The sequence below is a fragment of the Sulfitobacter sp. 1A13353 genome (assembly GCF_043557255.1).
Taxonomy (GTDB): Bacteria; Pseudomonadota; Alphaproteobacteria; order Rhodobacterales; family Rhodobacteraceae; genus Sulfitobacter; species Sulfitobacter faviae.
The window spans coordinates 565,278-582,575 of sequence record NZ_JBIFFS010000001.1; the positions used below are offsets into that span (position 1 = coordinate 565,278).

The 17,298-nt window shown below is 64.5% G+C and carries 16 protein-coding genes; 7 read left to right on the forward strand and 9 right to left on the reverse strand.

Features of this window, described 5'->3' with window-relative positions; all coding sequences use genetic code 11:
• Positions 1-52: 52 nt before the first annotated feature.
• The gene (locus ACGYLO_RS02745; protein ID WP_067263007.1) at positions 53-232 is read right to left on the reverse strand and encodes a zinc-finger domain-containing protein; all 180 of its coding nucleotides are present in this window, start codon (positions 230-232) and stop codon (positions 53-55) included.
• Between the two features lie 168 nt (positions 233-400).
• On the opposite strand from ACGYLO_RS02745, the gene gpmI reads away from it, so the two are divergent.
• The 3 genes from gpmI to ACGYLO_RS02760 are packed head-to-tail and all read left to right on the forward strand — an operon-like array spanning position 401 to position 4,395.
• Complete coding sequence (gpmI, locus tag ACGYLO_RS02750) at positions 401-1,918, forward strand: 2,3-bisphosphoglycerate-independent phosphoglycerate mutase (RefSeq protein WP_271688460.1); 1,518 nt, start codon at positions 401-403, stop codon at positions 1,916-1,918.
• Entirely contained in the window at positions 1,915-3,051 is a 1,137-nt protein-coding gene (locus tag ACGYLO_RS02755) for a murein hydrolase activator EnvC (protein ID WP_209216699.1), read from the forward strand. Before gpmI ends, ACGYLO_RS02755 begins: the two co-directional genes overlap by 4 nt.
• A 3-nt stretch (positions 3,052-3,054) precedes the next feature.
• Positions 3,055-4,395 (forward strand): S41 family peptidase, encoded by a 1,341-nt coding sequence (locus tag ACGYLO_RS02760; RefSeq protein WP_271688459.1) that lies wholly within the window; start codon positions 3,055-3,057, stop codon positions 4,393-4,395.
• Positions 4,396-4,477: 82 nt separating this feature from the next.
• Here ACGYLO_RS02760 and ACGYLO_RS02765 read toward each other — a convergent pair whose 3' ends face one another.
• From ACGYLO_RS02765 to ilvD, 4 genes are all read right to left on the reverse strand, one after another.
• Positions 4,478-4,852 (reverse strand): hypothetical protein, encoded by a 375-nt coding sequence (locus tag ACGYLO_RS02765; RefSeq protein ID WP_271688458.1) that lies wholly within the window; start codon positions 4,850-4,852, stop codon positions 4,478-4,480.
• 9 nt (positions 4,853-4,861) lie between these two features.
• Positions 4,862-5,635 carry a DUF6478 family protein gene (locus ACGYLO_RS02770; protein WP_271688457.1) on the reverse strand — a complete coding sequence of 258 codons (774 nt, stop codon included), beginning with the start codon at positions 5,633-5,635 and terminating at the stop codon, positions 4,862-4,864.
• 118 nt (positions 5,636-5,753) lie between these two features.
• Positions 5,754-6,353 carry a hypothetical protein gene (locus ACGYLO_RS02775; RefSeq protein ID WP_271688456.1) on the reverse strand — a complete coding sequence of 200 codons (600 nt, stop codon included), beginning with the start codon at positions 6,351-6,353 and terminating at the stop codon, positions 5,754-5,756.
• Positions 6,334-8,100 (reverse strand): dihydroxy-acid dehydratase, encoded by a 1,767-nt coding sequence (gene ilvD, locus ACGYLO_RS02780; RefSeq protein WP_271688455.1) that lies wholly within the window; start codon positions 8,098-8,100, stop codon positions 6,334-6,336. Before ilvD ends, ACGYLO_RS02775 begins: the two co-directional genes overlap by 20 nt.
• Positions 8,101-8,310: 210 nt before the next feature.
• On the opposite strand from ilvD, the gene ACGYLO_RS02785 reads away from it, so the two are divergent.
• The 4 genes from ACGYLO_RS02785 to ACGYLO_RS02800 all read left to right on the forward strand — a co-directional run bounded on the left by ACGYLO_RS02785 (position 8,311) and on the right by ACGYLO_RS02800 (position 11,776).
• Entirely contained in the window at positions 8,311-9,210 is a 900-nt protein-coding gene (locus ACGYLO_RS02785) for a CPBP family intramembrane glutamic endopeptidase (RefSeq protein WP_271688454.1), read from the forward strand.
• A gap of 56 nt (positions 9,211-9,266) precedes the next feature.
• Positions 9,267-10,226, forward strand: coding sequence for an acetyl-CoA carboxylase, carboxyltransferase subunit beta (accD, locus tag ACGYLO_RS02790; RefSeq protein ID WP_136720227.1), 960 nt, complete (start codon positions 9,267-9,269; stop codon positions 10,224-10,226).
• Entirely contained in the window at positions 10,223-11,494 is a 1,272-nt protein-coding gene (locus ACGYLO_RS02795) for a folylpolyglutamate synthase/dihydrofolate synthase family protein (RefSeq protein ID WP_271688453.1), read from the forward strand. The genes accD and ACGYLO_RS02795 overlap by 4 nt, the downstream gene beginning before the upstream one ends.
• Before the next feature lie 96 nt (positions 11,495-11,590).
• Entirely contained in the window at positions 11,591-11,776 is a 186-nt protein-coding gene (locus tag ACGYLO_RS02800) for a hypothetical protein (RefSeq protein ID WP_271688452.1), read from the forward strand.
• Positions 11,777-11,794: 18 nt separating this feature from the next.
• Here the strand turns inward: ACGYLO_RS02800 and zapE are convergent, their stop codons facing one another.
• The 4 genes from zapE to ACGYLO_RS02820 form a co-directional block, all read right to left on the reverse strand.
• Complete coding sequence (zapE, locus tag ACGYLO_RS02805; protein ID WP_394376348.1) at positions 11,795-12,853, reverse strand: cell division protein ZapE; 1,059 nt, start codon at positions 12,851-12,853, stop codon at positions 11,795-11,797.
• Between the two features lie 228 nt (positions 12,854-13,081).
• Positions 13,082-13,987, reverse strand: a complete 906-nt coding sequence (locus ACGYLO_RS02810) for a LysR family transcriptional regulator (protein WP_067261147.1) — start codon at positions 13,985-13,987, stop codon at positions 13,082-13,084.
• Between the two features lie 144 nt (positions 13,988-14,131).
• Positions 14,132-15,073 (reverse strand): zinc transporter ZntB, encoded by a 942-nt coding sequence (locus ACGYLO_RS02815; protein ID WP_271688450.1) that lies wholly within the window; start codon positions 15,071-15,073, stop codon positions 14,132-14,134.
• A gap of 76 nt (positions 15,074-15,149) precedes the next feature.
• Positions 15,150-17,177 (reverse strand): NADPH-dependent 2,4-dienoyl-CoA reductase, encoded by a 2,028-nt coding sequence (locus ACGYLO_RS02820; RefSeq protein ID WP_271688449.1) that lies wholly within the window; start codon positions 17,175-17,177, stop codon positions 15,150-15,152.
• Between the last annotated feature and the right edge of the window lie 121 nt (positions 17,178-17,298).

A 17,298-nucleotide genomic window follows, 5' to 3' on the forward strand; every position in this document is an offset into this window, starting at 1 on the left:
GCGGGCAGGTTCGTGCCGTCGGTTCAGTTGTTCAGATGGGGGCCGGAAAGGCTCAGACTTTGCCTTCGAAATCCGCATGGACGAATTTGCAGTCGCAATAGCCGCATTCGACCCAGCCGCGATCCTGGGGAATTTGCAGCCAGACGCGCGGGTGGCCAAGCGCGCCTTCGCTGCCGTCGCAGGCCACGCGCCAAGTGTTCACGATGCGGGTTTCGGGCGCTTGCAGGGTCATGGAGTTGGTCCTCGGCTCAGGCGAAAGTTGCCACTCGTTATGACCAAAGCAGCCGCGCGGGGCAAGGGCTCTGCGCGGGAATGGGGGGCTTGTGCACAAAGTGGTTCAAGTGCCAGCCCACAAGGGGTAAAAGGCGCTGAACAGCCACCAAGCCGGAGCAACAGTCTGATGAGCGCCCCCAAACCTGTCGTATTGTGCATCCTTGACGGTTGGGGCCTGAGCGAGGTGCGGGAAGGCAACGCGCCCCTGCTGGCCAAGACGCCAAATTTCGACCGGATCATGCAGGCGGGGCCGAAGGCGCAGTTGATCACCCATGGCCCCGATGTGGGGCTGCCGCGCGGGCAGATGGGCAATTCCGAGGTCGGCCACACCAATATCGGCGCGGGCCGGGTGGTGGCGATGGATCTGGGGCAGATCGATCTGGCCATCGAAGAGGGCAGCTTTGCCGAGAATGAGCGGCTGCGGGGTTTTATCGCTAAGCTGCAAGAGACCGGCGGCACCGCGCATCTGATGGGCGTCGTCTCGGACGGGGGGGTGCATGGGCATCTCAGCCATATGATCGCCGCCGCCCGCGCGCTGGATGCGGCGGGGCTGCCAGTGGTGATCCATGCGGTGACCGATGGGCGCGACGTGGCGCCGTCCTCAGCCCTTGGCTATTTCGAGACGCTGGAGCCGGCGCTGCCCGAGGCCGTGAAGATCGTCACTGTGACGGGGCGCTATTTCGCGATGGACCGCGACAACCGTTGGGACCGGGTCAGCAAGGCTTCGGCGGCGATCCTGCATGGCGAAGGGGAGGGGTACTCCGATCCCCGCGCGGCGGTTGAGGCGGCCTATGGGCGGGGCGAGACGGATGAATTCATCACCGCCAGCGTGATCGAGGGCTACGCGGGGGCGGCTTCTGGCGACGGATTCTTCTGCCTCAACTTCCGCGCCGACCGCGCGCGGGAAATCATGGCGGCTTTGGGCGATCCGGGCTTTGACGCCTATGACACCGGCCCGCGCCCCGAATGGGCGGCGCTGATGGGCATGGCGGAATATTCCAAGGACCACGCCGCCTATATGACCACGATGTATCCCAAGCCGGACATCAAGAACACGCTCGGCGACTGGGTGGCGCAGCACGGGCTGCGCCAGTTCCGGCTGGCCGAGACCGAGAAATATCCCCATGTGACCTTCTTCCTCAATGGCGGGGTTGAGACTCCGGCCACGGGGGAGGACCGCAACATGCCCAAATCGCCCAATGTGGCGACCTATGACATGCAACCCGAGATGTCCTCTGCCGAGGTGACGGATCAATTCGTGCAGGCGATCGAGGCGGGCTATGACCTGATCGTGGTGAACTACGCCAACCCCGATATGGTCGGCCATACCGGCGATCTGGAGGCGGCGATTGCGGCTTGTGAGGCGGTGGATGCGGGGCTGGGCCGGGTGCTGAAGGCGCTGGAGGCCGCAGGCGGCGCGATGATCGTCACCGCGGATCACGGCAATTGCGAGATGATGATCGACCCCGAGACCGGCGGCGCGCATACGGCCCATACGCTCAACCCCGTGCCGGTGGTGGCGGTGGGCGCGCCCGAAGGGGCGGCGCTGCGCGACGGGCGGTTGGCCGATCTGGCGCCCACGGTGCTTGATTTGATGGACCTGCCGCAGCCCGAAGAAATGACCGGGAAAAGCCTGCTTTCATGAAACATCTTGCCGCGGCTGTCCTTTTTGCCTGTCTGCCCCTGATGGCACAGGCGCAGGCCGATGAGGCCGCCGCGGAGGCACGCGCGGCCGCGACCGCCTTGGAGGCCGCATCGGCGCGGTTGGATCAAGCCGATGGCGCGCGCGACCGGGTGAAGGCGCTGACCGAGACGATTCAGGCGTTTGAGGCAGGTCTCGCGGCGATGCGGGCCGGGCTGCGGCAGGCCGCGATCAACGAGGCGCAGCTCAGCCGCAAGCTACAGGCGCGCGAGGGTGAGGTGGCGCAGTTCTTGGGCGTCTTGCAAAGCATCGGCGGTGACCCGTCGCCCGTGGTGCTGCTGCACCCCGACGGACCGATGGGCACCGCCCGCGCAGGCATGTTGCTGGCTGAATTGACGCCCGCGCTGAACGCCCGCGCCGATGCGCTGCGGCAGGACTATGAGGACATCAAGACCCTGCGCGCGCTCCAAACCGATGCGGCGCAGCGCCTGCAAGACGGGCTGACCGAGCTTCAGGCCGCGCGCACCGCGCTCAATCAGGCCATGGCCAACCGCACCGATCTGCCTATGCGCTTTACCGAAGACCCGGTGCGCACCGCGATCCTCATCGCCTCGACCGAGACGTTGGACGGCTTTGCCAGCGGCCTGTCCGAGATCACCACCGGCGCGGTTGAGCCTGCGCCGGTGAACCTCGACGGGCAGGTGGGCGATCTGCCATTGCCCGCGCAGGGGCTGGTGATCCGCAAGGCCGGAGAGACGGATTCGGCGGGCGTGACGCGGCCCGGTATGATCCTTGCCACCCGCCCGCGTGCCATCGTCACCAGCCCATCGGCGGCGACGATCCGTTATGTCGGCCCGCTGCTCGATCTGGGCAATGTGGTGATCCTTGAGCCGCAGGTCGACACGCTTTTCGTGCTGGCGGGGCTGGATGTGGTTTACGGCCAAGCCGGGCAGGTGATTGCCGGTGGCACCCCCATCGGGTTGATGGGCGGGCCGGAAAGCGGCACAACTTCTCAGATGTCACCAAATGGTGAAGCCACTGGCACTGACCGGACGGAAACGCTCTATATAGAAGTCAGGCAAGACAACACACCTCAGGATCCGGCAGACTGGTTCCGCACCGACAAGGATGGATAGCAGATGAAGAAATTCGTGATGGCAGCCGTTGCAGGCACGGTGGCGGGGGTGGTCGCCACCACCCAGATCGCCGGGCCGCTGCTGGCGCAAGAGGCCGAGAAGACGACCAATGTTTACGAACAACTCGATCTCTTTGGCGATATTTTCGAACGCATCCGCGCCCAATATGTCGAAGATGTTGATCCCGGTGACCTGATCGAAGCTGCCATCAACGGTATGCTGACCTCGCTTGATCCGCATTCGTCCTACCTGTCGCCGAAAGACGCCGAGAAAATGCGCGAGCAGACGCGCGGTGAGTTTGGCGGCCTTGGCATCGAGGTCACCCAAGAAGAGGGTTTTGTCAAAGTCGTCTCCCCCATCGACGGCACGCCTGCTGCTGAGGCCGGGATCGAAGCGGGGGATTTCATCACCCATGTCGATGGCGAAAGCCTGCTGGGTCTCGGCCTCGACGATGCGGTCGAGATGATGCGCGGGCCGGTGGGGTCCGAGATCCTGATCACCGTGGTGCGGGAAGGGGAGCCGGAGCCCTTTGACGTCTCCATCGTACGTGACACGATCCAATTGACCGCCGTGCGGGCCCGCACCGTGGGCGATACCGCCGTGCTGCGCCTGACCACCTTTAACGAGCAGACCTATCCGAAGATGAAGGAAGGGCTGGAGCAGCAGATCGAAGAGGCGGGCGGCATTGAGAATCTCAACGGCATCGTCATCGACATGCGCAACAACCCCGGTGGCCTGCTTAATCAGGCAATTGCCGTGTCGGATGCCTTTCTTGAGGAGGGCGAGATCGTCAGCACCCGGGGCCGCGACATCGAAGACGGTGACCGGGTGAACGCCACGCCGGGTGATCTGGCGATGGGCAAGCCGATCGTCGTGCTAATCAACGGCGGTTCGGCCTCGGCTTCCGAGATTGTCGCGGGCGCTTTGCAGGACCACCGCCGCGCCATCGTCATCGGCACCAAGAGCTTTGGCAAAGGCTCGGTCCAGACCGTGATGCCGCTGCGCGGGGACGGGGCCATGCGCCTGACCACGGCGCGTTACTACACGCCCTCGGGCCGGTCGATCCAAGCGCTTGGCGTATCGCCCGATATCGTCGTGGCCCAACCTCCGGTCACGCCAGAGCCCGAGGAAGACGACGACGCATTGTCGGCACGCCCCCTCCGCTCCGAAGCCGATCTGCGGGGCCGGTTGAACAACGACAGCCTGACCGACGATCAGATCAAACAGATCGAAGACGACCGCGAAAAGGCCCGCAAAGCGGCAGAGCTGCGCGAAGAGGATTACCAACTGGCCTATGCCATCGACATCCTCAAAGGTCTGTCGGCTCTGGGTCCGAACGAGTGATCTCTTTCACATAGATGCACAAAGCCCCGCTGGAGGCAGCGGGGCTTCTTGTTGGGCGCGGTCCTGCGGGAGGGCGTTTCGCTCATTCCGTCTCGCGGCAGTGCCGCCGAAAGGCGCGTTTCAGCATGTCGAGTTCGGCGCGCAGCAGGTCCATCTCGGCCCGTATGTCATCGCCGAGCGCTTCATCCGCGATCAGGGTCACATGACCCAAGAGCGCCCCGCTGGCCTTTTCGGTGATGACAAGGGTCTGGACCCCATCGGCAATCGCCTCTGCCGGGACCGGGAAGGAGATATGCCAGCGCCCTTCGGACCCTTCGGCCTCTAACGTGATATCCGTCACCTCCTTGCCCTCATGGGTCACGCTGATCTGCGGCGTGTCTGCACCCTCTTTGGCGGTCAGCACGCCCTGCCAGACGCCTTGGCGCAGCACGGTTTTGGTCAGGTCATATCGGCTCATCACGGGGTCCTAGATCTGGGCGCGGGGGGAGCGGGAAAAAGTGAGGTCGCGCAGCACGACTTGGTTCATCTCCGGCCCTTCAAAGATCAGGTCGATCCATGCCGCCTCGATCCGCTTTTCGTTGAGCTTGCTATAGGCCAGATCGAATTCGACGCTGATGCTTTCCTGACCCACGGGCATTTCGCGGACGATCTGTTCGGTGTTCGGACCGTGGCGGATGTTGAGCCGGGCAAAGATCTCCAGCGGGTGTTCCAATTGCACGATCGTATCCATGCGGATGACATGGCGGCGTTTCAATCCGGTGATGGCCTCGGGCGGCAGATCAACAACCAGCGACAGGAATGACCCGTCGAATTTGAACACGTCGAGTTGTAGGCCAAAGGGGGCCAGGTCGGCTTCGCGCAGGTTGCGCAATTGGCGCAGAGTCAGTTCCGACTGCGCGCAATCGTGGAACAGGGTCACCTCTTCGCCCAGTTTGGATTTCGTCGCGACCGAGGACAGCCCCGGCGTGGCAAGCGGGCCGCGCCACAACTCGGGCCGCCATGCCCAATCGGCGTTATGTGGTTTCGGGAAGCCGCTGGCCCCGATGGCAGGCAGGGCAAGGCGGTCTTCGGCGCGATGGATCAGCCGGTTCAGTTCGGCCCGCAGCAGCCGGGCGCGGCTGCGTTGGCGGCGCAGGGTGGCAAGGTCAGCCGTGGCCGCTTTGCGGGCCGCAACCGCCCAGCGTTGCAGCGCGCGGGCAAAGAGCTTGCCCTCAAGATAACCGCTGCGGAAGTTGACCATGGCCCTGCGCCTCTCGTTTGCTCGCAGTCTATGCAAGGCGGGGATTTCGTTCAAATGAATAGCCCCCGTGATTGTTTCCGGCCCCGGGCAGTGTTGCCGATTTGGAAACAAAGGCCAGTCAGCTGCCGGGGGCGGTGGGCTTTGCGCTTTTGCTGCGGCTTTGCTGGATCAGCTCTGCCACCAGCGCGCGGCCTTCTTCGGAAATGGCGCGGCTTTGCGGCGCGCCGTAGAGGGTGACGCTGGCCACATGGCCGCCGATCCGCGCCATGCCGCGCCAGTGGCGGGGGGACATGCCCTCGGCGGGCACCGGCCCTTGAGCCACAAAGATTGACGCCCCTTCGATGCGACCGGCCTCTTGCAACTGGCTTAGCCCTGCCGCCTCGGCAACCTGTTGCGGGGTGGGCAGGGGCGCGTCGGCCTCGGCTTCGATCAGCGCGAGGGTGAGAATGCCGCGCGGCGCGGCGCTGACCGCATCCGGCAGACCAAGTGCATCGCAGCGCGCCATCAGCGCAAAGCGACGTTTGAGGCTTTTGGGGTCGATGCAATAACCCTGCGGCGGCACCACCTGCACCGCGCCCCCGGCCAGAGCTGTTTGCAGCAGCGGTTTCTCGGGCGTGTCGGGGCTGCCGCCAAAGGAAAAACCCTGACCGCCTTCGCAGGCGGACAGGGTGAGCATCGCAAGCGCCGCAAGCGGGCTTTTAGAGGTCCATGTAATCATGGGTCTCCGCCTTGGCGCCGGGATGTGTTACCGCGCCAAGGTAGGTGGGGCCGACGAGTTTCGCGTATTTCCACAGCGCGCCGCTTTCGTAGTTAGTGGCACGCGGGCCAGCCCATGCCTTGCGGCGCTCGGCCAGTTCCTCGTCCGACAGATCAACGGTGATGCTGCCCTTGATGGCGTCGAGGGTGATCATGTCGCCGTTTTTCAACAGCGCGATCGGGCCGCCATGTGCCGCTTCGGGGCCGACGTGGCCAACGCAGAAACCACGGGTGGCACCCGAAAAACGACCATCGGTGATCAGCGCCACCTTCTTGCCCATGCCCTGACCGGAAAGCGCGGCTGTAGTCGCCAGCATCTCGCGCATGCCGGGGCCGCCTGCGGGGCCTTCGTTGCGGATGACGAAAACATCGCCTTCGGAATAGGCGCGGTTTTGCACCGCCTCGAATGCGTCCTGTTCGCATTCGAACACCAGCGCCGGTCCGGTGAAGACGATGTCTTCCTCGGCCATGCCCGCGATCTTCACGATGGCGCCTTCGGGGGCGAGGTTGCCTTTCAGGCCCACGACGCCGCCGGTCTTGCTGATCGGGGTCGCGACCGAGTGGATCACCTTGCCGTCGGCCTCGCGGTCGATGCGGTCCAGTTCTTCGCCGATAGAACGGCCCGTGGCGGTCAGACAGTCGGTGTGCAAAAGCCCCGCCTTGCGCAGCTCCTTCATCACCACAGGAACGCCGCCCGCGTCATAGAGGTCTTTGGCCACATAGGCGCCGCCCGGTTTCATGTCGACGAAGTACGGCGTGTCGCGGAAGATTTCGCAAACGTCTTCGAGGAAGAAGTCGATCCCGGCCTCATGGGCCATCGCAGGAAGGTGCAGGCCCGCGTTGGTGGAGCCACCGGTGCAGGCGACGATACGCGCCGCGTTCTCGAAGGCTTCGCGGGTGCAGATGTCGCGGGCGCGGATGTTCTTCTCGATCAGGTTCATCACCGCGGCACCCGAGGCTTCGGCATAGGCGTCGCGGCTTTCGTAGGGCGCGGGCATGCCCGAGGAGTTCGGCAGCGCGAGGCCGATGGCTTCGGACACGCAGGCCATGGTGTTGGCGGTGAACTGGCCACCGCAGGCCCCGGCAGAGGGGCAGGCGACGCGCTCCAGCACGTCGAGCGCGGCCTGCGACATGGAGCCGTTCTGGAAGCGGCCCACGGCCTCGAACATGTCCTGCACCGTGAGATCGCGGGTGGCGAAATCTTCCGGCACATCGGCGCCCGCAGGCGCCTTGCCCGGCAGGATCGACCCGCCGTAGAGGAAGACCGATGGCACGTTCAGCCGCAGCATCGCCATCATCATCCCCGGCAGCGACTTGTCGCAGCCCGCCAGCCCGACAATGGCGTCATAGCAATGGCCGCGCATGGTCAGCTCAACCGTGTCGGCAATCGCCTCACGCGAGGCCAGCGAAGAGCGCATGCCCTCGTGTCCCATGGCGATGCCATCGGTGACGGTGATGGTGGTGAACTCGCGCGGGGTGCCCTGTTCGGAGTGCACGCCAACCTTCACCGCCTGCGCCTGACGGTTCAGCGCGATGTTACAGGGGGCGGCTTCGTTCCAGCAGGTGGCGACGCCCACCAGCGGCTGGTGAATCTCTTCTTCGGTCATGCCCATGGCATAGTAGTAGGACCGGTGCGGCGCGCGGGCCGGGCCTTCGGTCACATGGCGGCTGGGCAGCCGGGATTTGTCGAAGCGGGGCGTGGTGGACATCGGTGGGCTCCTTGAAACGTCGTGAATGGAATAGTCGGGCGGCGGCTATGCTGCAAGGCTTTGGCGCGTATGAGGCGGGGGAACTGTTGTATTGCAGCGTGTTAGGGCATAGGTTCTGACCTTCTGGCGCGGTCGGTTCGGCCCGCCCGCAAGCGTGAAGGCCCGGTATATGCTCTGCAAGCACCACCTCCGATTTGAACGGCGCCGCTGATGAACTGGCGGCCCGATTACAGCGCCCACGCGGCCTTTGTCGCGCCCGCACGCAGCACCTCGGCACTGTGGCGGTTTTTCTTGGGGCTGTTCGTGGCCGTGGTGGCCTATGTCGCGCTGAACGAGCTTTACTTTCAAACGGTCTATGGGCTGGCGGGATCGGCGGCCCCCTCGCTGCATGGCGATCTTCTGAAAGGGGCCACGCCGCAGGCGATGTATCTGCTGCTGTTCAGCTTTGGCACCATGGCGATGGCCGTCGCCGTGACCGTGCGGATCGTGCACCGGCGCAGCGCGGGGAGCCTTTTTGGCCTGCCGGGGCGGCTCTGGCCCAGTTTTCGCGCGGTTTCCGGGGCGATGTTGCTGCTGGGCGTTGCGCTTGCGGTATTGCCGCCGTGGAGCATGGGCGGTGAGTTGACGCCGAACCTGCCCCTAAGCCGCTGGTTGCTGCTTTTGCCGCTGTCGCTGCTGGCCGTGCTGGTGCAGGTCAGCGCCGAAGAGATCGTCTTTCGCGGCTATGTGCAGCAGCAACTCGCGGCGCGGTTCAACGCGCCGCTGATCTGGATGGTGCTGCCGTCGGCGCTGTTCGCAGCGGGCCATTACCTGCCTGCCGAGGCGGGGGAGAACGCGCTAATGGTGGCGCTTTGGGCTGGGTTTTTCGGCATCCTGATGGCGGACCTCACCGCGCGCTCCGGCTCGCTTGGGCCGGCCATCGCGGTGCATCTGTGGAACAACGTCTCGGCCATTCTCATTGTCTCTCTGCCGGATGATCTTTCGGGGCTGGCGCTTTATCTCACGCCCTTTTCGATGGATGACGCGGCGGCGTTGCGCTCATGGTTGCCGGTGGACTTCGCCTTGATGCTGGTCTCATGGCTGGCGGCGCGGCTGGCGATACGCCGCTGATTGCAATTTCCCCATGCGGGGATTATCTGGGACGGAACCACAGCAGAGGCCTGCCAATGAACTGGATCACGAACTACGTCCGCCCGCGAATCAACTCGATCTTCTCGCGCCGCGAGACGCCGGACAATCTGTGGACCAAGTGCAACGAATGCGGCACCATGCTGTTTCACCGTGAGTTGGCAGACAATCTGAACGTCTGCACCAACTGCGGCCATCACATGCACATCAGCCCCCGCGCGCGCTTCAAAGCGCTGTTCGACGGTGGTATCTTTACCGAGGTGAAGGTCCCGGCGCCCACGCCCGACCCGCTGCATTTCAAAGACCAGAAGCGCTATCCCGACCGGATGAAGGCCGCGCAAAAGCAGACCGGTGAGCATGAGGCGATGCTGGTCGTGACCGGCGATATTGGTCGCACGCCGATCGTCGCCTGCGCGCAGGACTTTTCCTTCATGGGTGGGTCGATGGGCATGTATGTCGGCAATGCAATCATTGCCGCCGCCGAGGAAGCCGTGAAGCTGAAGCGCCCGCTGGTGCTGTTCTCCGCCGCCGGTGGCGCGCGGATGCAGGAGGGTATCCTCAGCCTGATGCAGATGCCGCGCACCACCGTCGCCGTGCAGATGCTGAAAGAGGCGGGGCTTCCTTACATCGTCGTGCTGACCCATCCCACCACCGGGGGCGTCACCGCGTCCTACGCAATGCTGGGCGACGTGCAGATCGCCGAGCCGAACGCGCTGATCTGTTTTGCCGGGCCGCGCGTGATCGAACAGACCATCCGTGAGAAACTGCCCGAAGGGTTCCAGCGGGCGGAATATCTGCTCGACCACGGGATGCTCGACCGGGTGACCAAACGGACCGAGATGCGCGATGAGTTGATCACCATCACCCGCATGTTGATGGGCCTGCCCCCTGCCGTGCGCGGCGACTTGCCCGCCCCCGAAGAGCTTGAGGTGGCCGAGGCCGCCGCCGCCGTTCAGGCCGCAGCGGATTTGCCCGCCGACACGCCAGAGAAGAAATGAGCACGCCTTCATCCGACGTCATCCTTGAACGGATGATGGCGCTGCACCCCAAGATCATCGACCTGACGCTCGACCGGATGTGGCGGCTGCTCGATGCTTTGGGCAATCCGCAGAACGACCTGCCGCCGGTGATCCATATTGCGGGCACCAATGGCAAAGGCTCGACCCAAGCGATGATCCGCGCAGGCCTGGAGGCGGCGGGAAAGACGGTACACGCCTATACCTCGCCGCATTTGGCGCGGTTTCACGAGCGTATCCGGGTCGCGGGGGCGTTGATCTCAGAGCCCGACCTCGCCGCCGTGCTGGACGAATGCCATGCTGCCAATGGCGGCGAAGAGATCACCTATTTCGAGATCACGACCTGTGCCGCGATCCTCGCTTTTTCGCGGGTGCCTGCCGATTATACCCTGCTCGAAGTCGGCCTTGGCGGGCGGCTCGACGCGACGAATGTGGTCGATCCCGCCTTGACCGTGATCACCCCGGTGTCGGTCGATCATCAGCAGTATCTTGGCGAAACACTGGCCGAGATCGCCGGCGAAAAGGCGGGTATCATCAAGCGGCTTGTCCCTTGCGTGGTCGGCAAGCAGGAAGAGCCCGCGCTTGAGGTGATCGAAGACCGCGCCGCGAAACTCGGGGTACCGCTCTTGGCCTATGGTCAGCAGTGGCATGTCGCGCCCGAAGCCGGGCGCGTGGTCTATCAGGATGAGCGCGGCCTGCTTGATCTGCCGCGTCCCAATCTGCCCGGCGACCACCAGATCATGAACGCCGGGGCCGCGCTGGCCGCGCTGCGCCAGCTTGGCATTGACGCAGAGGCTTGCGAGGCTGCGGTGACGCAGGCGCAGTGGCCCGCACGGATGCAGCGGCTGTCAGACGGGCCGCTTGCCCGTATGGCGCCGGAGGGCGAGTTGTGGCTCGACGGCGGCCATAACCCGGCGGCGGGGGCGGCATTGGCGGCCACGCTGGCCACCCTGCCGAAACGCCCGACGCACCTGATTTGCGGCATGTTGAACACCAAGGACATCGCCGGATACCTGCGCCCGTTGGCGGCAGAGGCGGCTAGCCTCACCGCCGTGTCGATCCCCGGCGAGGCGGCGACCCTGCCTGCCGAGGCGACAGCAAAGGTGGCGCGCGATGTGGGGTTCGAGACCGCAGAGGCCGAGACCGTCACCGCGGCGCTCAAGGCGATCATCGCCCGCGAACCCCATGCGCGTGTGCTGATCTGCGGCTCGCTCTACCTTGCCGGTAGCGTGTTGCGTGAAAACGTCTAATTAACCATATTTGGGTGTGCCGCTGCTGCGAGGTGCAGATGTGGTATATCTTGGTCCATGGAACTCTCCCCTTTCGAATTTGACCGAGGTCTCCCCATGCGCAATTTCAGCCGGTCCGCGCGTCACGATCAGGACGATGCACGGAAGTTTCAATTTATCTTCATGGCCGTAGGTCTCGCAATTATCGCGGGCGGCCTGTGGTGGCTTTATGAGGTCGAACGGCCTTACCACCCTTTCCTGCAGGGCAATGACCTGCATATGCAGCCGGTCAGTGATTCCTGATCGGTTGGCCGGGGGCGGTCAGCGCCCCCAGTCTTCCCCCTGCATCTCCCGCAGGCGGGAGGCTGTACGCTCGAATTCAAAGGTGCCTTCACCTTCGAGGTAGAGCATTTCCGGCGCGGCGGCGGCGGAACAGATCAGCCGCACCTTCGCCTCGTAAAGCGCGTCGATCAGGGTGACGAAACGCTTGGCCTCGTTAAAGTTTGACCGGCCAAGGGTGGGGATGTTGTCCAGCAGCAGTACCCGCACAGCCTGCGCCAGCGCGAGGTAATCCGCCGCGCCCAGAGGTTGGCCGCAGAGGGCGTGAAAACCGGCGCGGGCCATGGCGTTGTGATATTGCGGAATGGTCACTTCGCGGCCCTTGACCTGTAGGGTCAGCGGTTCGCCCTCGGTCCCTGCAAGATCGTCCCAGACCGCGTCCATCGCGGCCCGGCTTTCGGCATTGACGGGGGTGAAATAGACCTGCGACCCTGCCAGCCGGTCTTGGCGGTAATCGGTCGGGCTGGCCAATTCATGGACCACCATCCGCTCTTTGATGAGGTCGATGAAGGGCACGAAAACCTCGCGGTTGATGCCGTTTTTGTAGAGGTCATCGGGCAGGCGGTTCGAGGTGGTGACCACTACGACGCCCGCGGCAAAGAGCGCTTCGAACAGGCGGCCTACGATCATCGCGTCGGTGATGTCGGTGATCTGCATCTCGTCGAAGGCCAGCAGGCGGACGCTTTCCGCGACGTCGCGGGCCACGGGCGCAATGGCGTCATCCACGCCGGTCTTGCGGACCTCATGCATGGCGTTGTGGATTTCCTGCATGAAGGCGTGGAAATGCACGCGGCGCGCAGGCACGTCGGGCAGATGCGCCACGAACATGTCCATCAGCATGGATTTACCGCGCCCGACACCGCCCCAAAGGTACAGGCCCTTGGGGGGCTCTGGGGCTTTGCGGAAAAAGCTTTTCTTCGGCGGGTTGGCCAGCGCATCGCGGATGCGGTCGAACTCGGCCATGACGGTTTCTTGGGCCGGGTCGGCCTGTAGTTTGCCCTCGGCGACAAGCCGGGCGTAGGTTTCGCGCATGTTGCTCATGGCGGGAGAGATAGCGTGCTGGTGGGGGAGAGGAAAGGTGGTCTTGTGAAAGGGCCAGCGCCTGCCCGCGGGTCGGCGATCAGGCGGTATGGCGTTGCCACTTTATGGCTCAACCATTGTGTGCGTTCGCAAGGTCGTACCCAGCCTCGCCCAATCGCCTACCCGGGGGGCGGGCAGGCGATGGCCCGGCGACCGCCACTCGTTCCGGCTGGGTGGCTCTCGCGACCCTTACCAGTCCGCCGGCCCCTTCTCGGCGAACTCATGCACCAGAAAGTCGATAAACGCCCGCACCTTGGGCTGGGTGAAGCGGCCCGGCGGATAGACGGCATAGATGCCCTGCGTCTCCAGCGGCAGATCGGGGATCGCGTCCTCGACCAGACCTTTCTCCATCGCCTCGGCGTAGAGGAAGCTCGGCAGATAGGCGATGCCTAGCCCCGAGATCGCGGCGTTCAAAAGGCTCTGCCCGTCGTTGACCGACAGCCAACCGGCGGTGCGCACCTGCCGTTTCTCGCCCGAAGGGGCGGTCAGTTTCCACACGTTGCCCGAAGACTGGTTCGAATAATGCAGCAGCTTGTGATTGTTCAGATCGTCGATCTTTTCCGGCCGCCCGTATTGCTCGAAATACTTCGGGCTGGCGATCATGCGTTTGGTGGTCTCGGTCAATTTGCGCGCGCGCAGGGTGCTGTCTTCCAACTCCCCGATCCGCACGGCCATGTCGAAGCCTTCCGAGATCAGCTCGACGTAGCGGTTGTTCAGCACCATGTTCACGGTGATATCGGGAAAGTCTTGCAAGAACTCCGACAGCGCGGGGGAGAGGTGGTTCACCCCAAAGTCCGTCGCCACCGAAATGCGCAGAAGCCCCGAGGGCGCGGATTGCATCGAGGTGACCAAGGCATCGGCCTCGCCTGCGTCGTTCAGCACGCGACGGGCGCGGTCGTAGTAAGCAAGGCCAATCTCGGTGGGCGAGACGCGGCGGGTGGTGCGGTTCAGCAATCGTGCGCCCAAGCGCGCCTCAAGCGAGGAGACATGCTTTGAAACGGCGGATTTCGAGATCCCCATCTTCTTGGCAGCATCTGTAAAGCCGCCTTGATCCACCACAGTGGCAAACGCTTCCATTTCCGTAAGGCGGTCCATTGCCTGTCCCTTCGCATTGATCTTGTTGCGGTCAGGTATGGGCGTCAATTCGGGCAGGATCGGGGCGGAGGCAAGACAGTCCCGTGGTCTTTGCGGGGATCGTTCATGGCATGGAAACGGCAGAACAATCCGTTTCCATGCCCGTCACAGCCAGCGCAGCCATTTCAACACGGCCAGCATGATGGCAGCGAGGCCGACCATGGCAAGGCAAAGGATCGCGAAGGCATGCGGATCGTCCACGCCCGGCATCCCGCCCACGTTCACGCCGAAAAGTCCCGTCAGGAACCCCAGCGGCAAAAAGACCGCGGCGGCGATGGAGAGCATGTAGCTGTGCCGCGCCTGTCGCTGCGCGACCTGGTTGTCGTGTTCGTCCTGCACCGTGACGATGCGTTCCTGCAGCGCGTCCAATTCCTCGACCACGATGGCGGTGCGGTTGGCCAGTTCGCGCAGCTTCATCGCGTCCACGCCCGGCACCAGCGGCAGGTTCAGCGTGGCTAGCCGCTCCAGCGCATGGCGCTGCGGGGCGAGGTAGCGTTCCAGCCGGATTGCGCTGCGGCGGGTCACCGGCAGTTCCTTCGGCGGCGGGGTGCTGTGGTCCTCTAGATCGGTCTCGTAGAAGGCCGTCCGATCCGCCAGCCGCGCCACTTCGACCTGCACCCGGGCGGTCAGCCGAGACACCAGCGCCTCGACAAAGGCCGAAGGCCGGGGCGGCGCGTTGTTCTCGGCGGCCAGCGCGCGCAGCTCATCTATGGCAAAGACCCGGCGCATCCGCACGGTGATCACCACCGCATCCGTCACCCACATCCGGACCGAAACCATCTGGTCGGCCTGTTGCCCTTCGTTGAGGTTGATGCCCCGCAGGTTGAGGATCAGCCCGTCGTCATATTCGTCACAGCGCGGGCGGGTTTCGGGCTGTAGCAACGCACCCGCCGGGATCTCGGGCAGGTGTTCGGCCAGCCACGGTGCCAGCGCCGGATCAGCCATGTCGTAGTGCCACCAGCGGTAGCGCCCCGGCCCGGTGAGATTGTCGTCGGAGGGCACCTTGGCTGTGCCGTCCTCAAAGATGTCGAAGACGCAAAGGGGCATGGGGACCTTGGATCGTTTTAGCAATCCTGCGGCGATCTAGGGCGCGGCGCAAGGGGGCCAAGGCCCCGCCGGTTGCCTAGAGCCCCGCTGCCAGCCGCGTGCCTTGGTTGATAGCGCGTTTCGCGTCGAGTTCCGCCGCCACATCCGCGCCGCCGATCACGTGGCAGGTCTGCCCCCGCGCCTCCAGTGCATCGGCGAGGCTGCGCTCGGACAATTGCCCGGCGCAGAGCACGATGGTGTCGGCCTCGATCACCGTGGGGTTCTCGCGCGCCTCGCCAAAGGAGATATGCAGGCCGGCGTCGTCAATCTGTTCGTAGTTCACCCCCGCGATCATCTTCACGTCGCGCATGGTGAGCGAGGCGCGGTGAATCCAGCCCGTGGTCTTGCCCAGACCCTTGCCGGGCTTGCTGGTCTTGCGTTGCAGCATGGTGATCTGGCGTGCGGGTGCTGGCGGTTGCGGCCCTTCGGGGGCAAGGCCGCTGCGGTGTTCGCCCGGGTCCGTGACGCCCCATTCGCGCATCCATTCGGGCAGGTTCATCGTGCTGCTCTCGCCATCGTGGACCAGATGCTCCGACACGTCGAAGCCGATCCCGCCCGCACCGATCACCGCGACCCGCTGGCCGACCTTCGCAGTGCCGTTCAGCACGTCGATGTAGCTCACTACGTTGTCGCGGTTCTGGCCGGGAATCTCCGGGTCGCGCGGCACGACGCCGGTGGCGATGATGACCTCGTCGAAGCCTGAGAGCGCCTCGCTCGTGGCTTCGGTCTCAAGCTGCACGGTCACGCCGTGCACGTCCAGCATGGTGCGGTACCAATCGACGAGGCCCCAGAACTCCTCCTTCCCCGCGACTTGTTTGGCGAGGTTGAGTTGCCCGCCGATCTCGCTTGCGCGGTCCATCAGGGTGACCTTGTGGCCCCGCTCCGCCGCCGTGATGGCCGCCGAGAGGCCGGCAGGGCCGGCACCGACAACGGCAATTGTTTTCGGGCTTGCGGCGGGTTCGATCCGCAATTCCGTCTCGTAACAGGCGCGCGGGTTCACGAGGCAGGTGGAGATCCTGCCGCCGAAGGTATGGTCGAGGCAGGCTTGGTTGCAGGCGATGCAGGGGGCGATGCGCTCGGCCTGACCGGCCTTCGCCTTGGCGAGGAAACCGGCATCTGCCAGCATTGGACGCGCGAGGCTGACCATGTCGGCGCAGCCCTCCGCCAGCACCTCTTCGGCCACTTGCGGCGTGTTGATCCGGTTCGAGGTGATCAGAGGGATGCCGACCTTGCCCATCAGCTTTTTCGTGACCCATGCAAAGGCCGCGCGCGGCACCGAGGTGGCGATCGTGGGGATGCGCGCCTCGTGCCAGCCGATGCCAGTGTTAATGATATTTGCACCCGCCTTCTCGACCTCTTGCGCCAGTTGCACGACCTCTTCGAAGGTCGAGCCGTTGGGCACGAGGTCGATCATCGACAGGCGGTAGATCAGGATGAAATCCTCGCCCACCGTCTCGCGCACCCGGCGCACGACTTCCAGCGGCAGGCGCATGCGGTTCTCGTAAGACCCGCCCCAGCGGTCTTCGCGCTTGTTGGTATGGGTGACGAGGAACTGATTCAGGAAATACCCCTCGGAGCCCATGATCTCGACCCCATCGTAGCCCGCCTCGCGGGCGCGCAGGGCGCAGGCGGCGATGTCGCTGATCTGTTTCTCGATGCCTTCCTCGTCCAACGCCTTGGGCGCGAACATCGAGATCGGGGATTTCACTGCGCTCGGGGCCACGCATTCAGGCGTGAAGGCATAGCGGCCCGCGTGCAGGATCTGCATGGCGATCTTGCCGCCCGCCTCATGCACCCGCTGGGTGATGATGCTGTGGTTGTCCACGTCCTTCTGGCTGACCATCATCGCCGCGCCATGGGCCACCGCGCCTTCGCGGTTCGGCCCGATGCCGCCCGTGACCATCAGCCCCACATCGCCCCGCGCCCGCGCCGCATAGAACTCCGCCACGCGGTTCCAATCGCCCGTCTCCTCCAACCCGGTATGCATCGAGCCCATCAACAGCCGGTTCTTCAGCGTGGTGAAACCAAGGTCGAGCGGGGCAAGCAGGTGGGGGTAGTCGGACATGGCTTTACCTTTCTGGGTGGGCTGGGTCACTGTGACACCATCGGAAACGGCAGGGCAAGTCACGCGAAACGCCGCGTCAACGATGCCGCTGCCGAAACGTCATAGCCGCAATGTGACCGCT